This is a genomic window from Actinoallomurus sp. NPDC052274, assembly GCF_040679475.1.
Classification (GTDB): Bacteria; Actinomycetota; Actinomycetes; order Streptosporangiales; family Streptosporangiaceae; genus Actinoallomurus; species Actinoallomurus liliacearum.
On sequence record NZ_JBFAUT010000125.1, the window covers coordinates 1 to 4,699 of the forward strand.

5 protein-coding genes are annotated in these 4,699 nt (G+C 71.8%); 3 read left to right on the forward strand and 2 right to left on the reverse strand.

Translation table 11 applies throughout. The features are described 5' to 3' along the window. A partial coding sequence (locus AB0K82_RS44260; RefSeq protein ID WP_364409706.1) for a WYL domain-containing protein occupies positions 1-584 on the forward strand: 584 nt, incomplete at its 5' end. 119 nt (positions 585-703) lie between these two features. Here AB0K82_RS44260 and AB0K82_RS44265 read toward each other — a convergent pair. Together AB0K82_RS44265 and AB0K82_RS44270 are read right to left on the reverse strand one after the other, a co-directional pair. Next, positions 704-1,072, reverse strand: coding sequence for a hypothetical protein (locus tag AB0K82_RS44265; RefSeq protein ID WP_364409709.1), 369 nt, complete (start codon positions 1,070-1,072; stop codon positions 704-706). A gap of 152 nt (positions 1,073-1,224) precedes the next feature. Beyond that, a complete protein-coding gene (locus tag AB0K82_RS44270) occupies positions 1,225-2,136 on the reverse strand; it encodes an SDR family oxidoreductase (protein ID WP_364409712.1) in 912 nt (303 codons plus the stop codon). 84 nt (positions 2,137-2,220) lie between these two features. On the opposite strand from AB0K82_RS44270, the gene AB0K82_RS44275 reads away from it, so the two are divergent. Both AB0K82_RS44275 and AB0K82_RS44280 read left to right on the forward strand, forming a co-directional pair. Then, the gene (locus AB0K82_RS44275) at positions 2,221-3,081 is read left to right on the forward strand and encodes a hypothetical protein (RefSeq protein ID WP_364409715.1); all 861 of its coding nucleotides are present in this window, start codon (positions 2,221-2,223) and stop codon (positions 3,079-3,081) included. Between the two features lie 628 nt (positions 3,082-3,709). After that, on the forward strand, positions 3,710-4,525 hold the full coding sequence (locus AB0K82_RS44280) for an SAM-dependent methyltransferase (RefSeq protein WP_364409718.1): 816 nt from the start codon (positions 3,710-3,712) through the stop codon (positions 4,523-4,525). Positions 4,526-4,699 lie beyond the last annotated feature (174 nt).

Here is a 4,699-nt window from a genome sequence, read left to right on the forward strand (position 1 = left end):
GACAGACGCACCGGGATGTCGGAGACCGCGTCATCGTCGAGGTAGTCGACGAACCGGTAGGTGCCGTCGTCCAGCCGGGCCAGCGCCGCTCGCGCGGCCGTACCGGAGGCCGTTTCCTGGTGTACCGCGTGGACCGCTTCGAGGGCGTACGGACCGGATCGGAGCGCTTCGTCCGCGACGAGAGCTTCGACCTGGCCGCGTTCTGGGACGAGCGGGCGGAGGATTTCGAGCGCTCGCTGCTCAGGACCCGGGCCACCGTACGGCTGACACCGCCGGGGCTTCGGGCGCTGCGTCACGTCGCGGACCCGGTCGCCCTGCCGGACGCGTTGACGTCGGCGAGCGCGCCCGATGACCAGGGCAGGGTCACCGTCACCCTGCCCGTGGAGTCCGTCGAGGTCGCCTACTCACAGCTCCTCCGCCTCGGCCCGGAGGCGGAGGTCCTGGACCCACCGGAGCTGCGCGCCCTCCTCGCGGACGCCGCCGCGCGGATGAACCGCCTGTACGCCCCGGACCCGCCCCAGGTCCGGCACCGGGATCAGCGGCCGGTTTCGACCACCGACAGCTCCCCGACCGCGTCGGCGTAGTAGGTCCACCCGCCCAGGTGGAAGGCGAGTTGCCGGAAGCTCCATCCTTCCGGGCGAACGGTCTAGCCGATCCGGGGTCAGCGCGTTCAGCCGAGCGGTCCGGATGTGGGCGAGCCGGGTCAGCCGGCTCCCGGCCTCGTCCAGGTCCTGTTCGGTGAACGGCGCCAGATCGACCGGAGTCGTGAGGCCGCCTTGCCGGCCCCGCGGCCGCGCGCCGTCAAGGACGCGCGCCGCACGCCATCACGCGTTGCACCGGTCGGGGACCGGCCGGTGCCGGCCGGCCGATCCCCCAGTTCGGCGAGGTGGTCGATGAGGTGGTCGTTGACCCGCCGGATCGCCTTGTGCGGGGTGTACACCCGGTCATCGATGGGGAACGGACGGCCGTCCCAGGCCGTCCAGGTCGCCGCCAGCGCGAGGACCTGCTCGGCCATCGCCGTCACGCCGACGGCCGGGTCACGATCGTCGGTGTCCGCAACCTCATCGGCCATCCCATACCTCCCCCTCGTCGTGTGTCACGCCAGGTTCCGGATATCTCCGCGCCCACCGAAGGATGGATGCGGGCGCGGCAGTGGTCGGCGCGGCAGCGCCGGGACTTTTCGTCGTCATGGCGACGGAAACCCTCGGCGCAAAGCCCGAGGGGTCAGCGGTAGCCGGTGTCGTCGGCGGGCAGGCCGGCGTCGCGGACCTCGGTGAGGTACCGCCAGGCGTCCGGCCGTGTGCCGTCGATGTCGGTGAAGCCGTAGACCCGCGCGAGTTCGCCGCTCGACAGCGTCCGCCCGGTCCAGCGGGCCACGTCGGGGTCGGCGGCCAGCGCCGCCACGGCCCGGCCGACGTACGACGGCGACTCGGAGACGCAGAAGTGCGGCTGCTCTGCGGTGGCGTCCCGCCAGGTCTCCTCGGTGACGCCGAAGATCTCCAACATCGCCTCGGACCGGAGCCAGCCCGGCGTGACCGCGACGGCCGTGCCGCCGTACGGGCGCAGTTCCTCCGCCTGCGCCAGTGCCATCCGCTGCGCGGCGACCTTGACGAGGTCGTAGAAGAACCCGGCGTCGGCGCGGTAGGCGGCGTTGTACTCGGCCGTCCCGTCCGTCATCTCGACGACCAGGCCGCCGGGCCGGCGGATGAGCAGCGGCAGCGCGTGGTGGCTGGTGATGGCGTGCGTGTCGATGCCGAGGCGGAGCATCCGCAGTCCGTCATCGAGGGAGTGCTCCCAGAGCCGCCGGTCGAACCGGAGGTACACGTCACCGCCCCAGATGTCGTTGACGAGCACGTCGAGCCGGCCGCGTTCGCGGTCGATCCGGTCGACGAGGTCCTGTACCTGGTCGGGTTCGAGGTGGTCCACCGCGACGGCGACGCCCTCGCCGCCCGCCTCGGTCACCAGCTCGGCGGTGTCCTCGATCGTCTCGGGCCGGTTCAGCTCCGAGCGCCGCTCGCGCGTCGTCCGCCCGGTGACGTACACGGTCGCGCCGGCCCGGCCGAGCTCGACCGCGATGGCCCGCCCCGCTCCGCGGGTGCCCCCGGCGACCAGGGCGACCTTTCCCTGCAGTGTCATGTCTGTTCCCTTTCCTGTCGCCGGGGATGCTGGCAGCGAAAGCAGACACCTTGTGTCGTCTTTCGCGCGGGGAATCATGAGGGGGTGGATTTCGACACCGCCGCCGACCGGCTCTACGGCGTCCCGCCGTCCGAGTTCACCGCCACGCGCAAGCGGCTGGCCGGTGAGCTGCCGCGCGAGGACGCCCGCCGCCTCACCGCGCTGCGCCGTCCGACCGTCTCCGCGTGGGCCGTCAACCACCTGGTCCGCGACGGCGGCGTCGAGCCGTTGCTCGGGCTCGGCGAGCGGATGCGCGAGGCGTGGTCGTCCGGCGGCGACGTGGGCGAGTTGGAACGCGAGCGGGGCACGCTGGTGGACGGGCTGGTCCGCCGGTCGCGAGAGCTGGCGAAGGACGCGGGCCGGCCGCTGAACGAGGCCCAGAGCCGGGAGGTCGAGGACACGCTCCAGGCCGCCATCGCCGACGCCTCCGCGGCCGAAGCCGTACGGGCCGGGCGGCTGGAGCATCCGCTGAGCCACGCCGGCTTCGGGCCGCTCGGCGCCGTGGCGCCATCGGTGGCGCATCGCCGCAAGAAGGCGGAGCCGAAGGAGGCGCGGGGGAAGCGGTCCGCGCCGGAGGAGGATCCCCGCGGCAGGGCGCGGCGGCTGGCGGAGGAGGCGCGGGCCGCCGCGGAGCGGGCCGAGGAGGCCGAACGCTCCCTCGCCCAGTGGGAGTCCGAACGGGACGCCGCACGAGAGGCCGTCGCGGCCGCCGACCGACGCATCGAGGAGCTGCGGAGACAGATGAAGGCCGCCGAGGCCGAACGCGCGGAGGCCGGCCGGCACGAACAGGTCACCCAACGCGAGTACGACCGTGCCGCGCGCACGGCCGAGGACGCCCGCAGCCGCGCCGAAGAGGCCGACGCCCGGCGTCGCACTGGCGAGGCCGACGCACGCCGCCACGACTAGGACCTGTCGGGTGGATCTTGTGGCGGCACGGAGACCAGGCTGATCCCTGTCCGATAGCGGCGGGTTCGTCACCCCGGCCGGCCGAGCCGGCGTCCGGGACGGCTCCGGTCCGCAGCCCACGGCGTAGCCGGGTGCTCGGCGACCGCGGCCCAGGACGAGGGCACAAGCCCCATATCGGCACCGCGGGTGGGGCCTTTGCCGCGCATCCGGTACGGCCTCACACGACCACCCCGAGGAGATAACAGGCAATCATCGCGGATCGCACACCCGGGTCGCCCGTCCTCTTCCACCGGTGTCTACTCAGGGGAGAATTCTCTCCGCTGAGTAGACACCGCCAGAAACGACGCTCCGACCCGGCCGGGCGGACCGTCCCGCCCGGCCGGCACCGCCCGCACCCCTCGCCGTCACAGATCGACCAGCACGTGATCCACCGGACACGCCTTAGGAAGCGGGCGCCCCGCCGCGCCCGGGAAGCGGACGCACGGGGTCTCGGAGGCCAGCGCGCGTCGTCGTGGCCGGGCGGCCGGCGGCCGGTGTCGTGCAGGGGAGAGCGGAAACGCCGTTAGGCATTGAATCCGGTGGGTATCGGCTGGCACAGTAAGGGCTGTTAATCCGAGAAAGGTGAGTTGTGACGGACGTGCCCCGCCGTGGCCTGGCCGACGTCGACACGAGTGTTCCAAATGTCGCACGGATGAACGACTACCTCCTCGGCGGGAAGGACAATTTCGCCGCCGACCGGAAGGCCGTCGACAGCCTGCTCGCGATCGCACCGGAGATCAGGGAAATCGCGCTGGAGAACCGCCTCTTCCTCCGCCGCGCGGTCCGTTTCCTCGCCGAGCAGGGCATCCGGCAGTTCATCGACATCGGTTCGGGGCTGCCGACCCAGCGCAACAGTCATGAGATCGCCCGATCTGTGACATCCGACGCGCGGGTGGTGTACGTCGAAAAGGACCCGGTCGTCCTCTCACACGCGCGGGCGATCCTCATCGACAGTTCACGGACGGCGGTCGTGGAGGGCGACATTCTGCACCCGGAGGAGTTCCTCACCGAGTGCGGTCTGCACGGGCTGATCGATCTCCAAGAGCCGCTCGCCCTCGTGGTCTGTGGTTCGCTGCACTTCATCCCGCATTCGGATGACCCGTTCAAGAGCGTGGCGTGGCTGCGGGACGCGGTTCCGTCCGGCAGTCACCTGGCCATCACCCACGTCGTCTTCGACACCCGCCCGGACGTCGTCGAACCGATCGAGGAGATCTACCGGGCGATCCTGGACCGGCCGGGCGAGACGGCGGCGCGGACGCGCGACCAGGTGCTGCCGTTCTTCGACGGGTTCGAGCTGGTCGACCCTGGTCTGGTGTACGTGCGCGAGTGGCGCCCGGAGAACCCGCTGGCCGCGCGATCGCCGGAGAAGGCGTGGATGCTGGGCGGCGTCGGCCGCAAGCCGTAGGCGGTGGGCACAAGCCGTAGGCGGTGGCCGGAAGGGGCCAGCCGGCGGGCTCGGGAGTCAGAGCTCCTTGAGGATGCGTCCGAGGGTGTCGCGGATGCGGGTGGCGGGCTCGGCGTCAATACACAACCGCTCCATCACCGCCAGATAATTATCCACATCCTCACGCTTGTCCAA

Bases quoted from the DNA above. Each gene is read 5' to 3' on its own strand.
- AB0K82_RS44265 (WP_364409709.1), bottom strand. From the start codon at position 1,072: ATGGCCGATGAGGTTGCGGACACCGACGATCGTGACCCGGCCGTCGGC.
- AB0K82_RS44270 (WP_364409712.1), bottom strand. From the start codon at position 2,136: ATGACACTGCAGGGAAAGGTCGCCCTGGTCGCCGGGGGCACCCGCGGA.